Annotated in this window: 1 protein-coding gene; it reads left to right on the forward strand. The window is 69.9% G+C overall.

Annotated features, from left to right (window positions below; all coding sequences use genetic code 11):
• Positions 1-126 precede the first annotated feature (126 nt).
• The gene (locus DW024_RS09875; RefSeq protein WP_233502389.1) at positions 127-1,446 is read left to right on the forward strand and encodes an IS256 family transposase; all 1,320 of its coding nucleotides are present in this window, start codon (positions 127-129) and stop codon (positions 1,444-1,446) included.
• The last annotated feature ends 60 nt before the right edge of the window (positions 1,447-1,506 follow it).

A 1,506-nucleotide genomic window follows, 5' to 3' on the forward strand; every position in this document is an offset into this window, starting at 1 on the left:
GGTAGCGCGCAGAGATGTGGTGTAAGAGGCGGGGCATGCCCCGCCTCCGCCCTTTCTTGAAAGGGAGGGGACACCGCCTAGAATTCGTCGTTGGAGTAATGAAGGTGACGAATGGAAGGAAAGGCGATGCCCCAAGAAGAGAGTGTACTGCGCCTCGGCCGCGACGAGGCCCTCGAGGCGGCGAGGCTTTGGCAGGAGTGCGGCGACGCGCGCGAGTTCGCGTGCAGGGTGCTGGGCAGCGTGATGAACGCGCTGATGGACTCCGAGGCCCAGCAGATGTGCGGCGCGAGCCGCAACGAGCGCAGCGACGGCAGGGAGAACAGCCGCAACGGCTACCGCCCCAGGTCGCTCAAGACCGCCGTGGGCGACGTGGAGCTCGAGATACCCAAGCTCAGGCACGGCACCTACTACCCCGAGGGCATGCTCGCGCGATGGTCGCGCGTCGACACCTCGGTGGCCGCCATCGTGCAGGAGATGTACGTATGCGGCGTGTCCACCCGCAAGGTCGAGCGCGTGGCGTCCAAGCTGGGCATATCCTCGCTGTCGAGCTCGGAGGTCTCGAGCCTCTGCTCCGACCTCGACGCCGAGGTGGCGGAGTTCCGCCGCCGCGACCTGTCGGGCACGCCGTGCTGCTACCTGTGGCTCGACGCTACCTACATGAGCTGCAGGGTCGGCTCGTCGGTCGTCTCGCAGGGCGTCGTGACCGCGATCGGGCTGGGCGCCGACGGGCGCAAGCACTTCCTGGGCTGCGACGTGGTCGACACCGAGAGCGAGGACTCCTGGGCGGCATTCCTCGGCGGGCTGCGCGAGCGCGGGCTGGCCGGCGTTCGCCTCGTGGTCTCCGACAGCCACGCCGGGCTCGTGGCCGCCGTCTCGCGCCTGTTCCAGGGCTGCGCCTGGCAGCGCTGCGTGACGCACCTGCAGCGCAACCTCCAGAGCGCCTGCTCGGGCAGGCCCGAGGACTCCAAGGCGGCCGTCAGGGACCTCGTGCACGCCGCGGTCTACCAGGACGACCCCGACCTCGCGCGCTGCGTGTGGGCCGAGGCGGCGCCCTGGGTGGCGTCGGTGTCCGCCAGGGCCGGCGAGGTCTTCGAGCAGGCCGAGGACTCCGCGCTGGCGTTCACGGCCTTCCCCAGGGCGCACTGGGCCAAGCTCCGCACCAACAACGTCCAGGAGCGTGCCAACCGCGAGATCAAGCGCCGCTACAGGGTCGTGCAGTCCTTCCCCTCGAGGGAGTCGATGCTGCGTCTGACGTGCGCGAGCCTCATGGAGACCGAGGGACAGTGGTCCCAGCAGCGCGTGTTCTCCGAGGCCTCGGCCGCCGAGGGCTTCGCCGAGCCCGCGGACAGGCCGGCCCCGACAGAGGGGAGGCGCCGCGCGCTCGGGCGGCGCGCCAGGGAGATAGTGGACGAGATAGTCGAGAGGCGCGGTCTCAAGAAGGAGTAACATCGGGACTTGCAGCGACGGACCTCGGGACGCTCTTACACCACGTCTGCGCGCGCCACC

It is taken from the genome of Collinsella sp. AF37-9 (assembly GCF_003475115.1).
GTDB lineage: Bacteria > Actinomycetota > Coriobacteriia > Coriobacteriales > Coriobacteriaceae > Collinsella.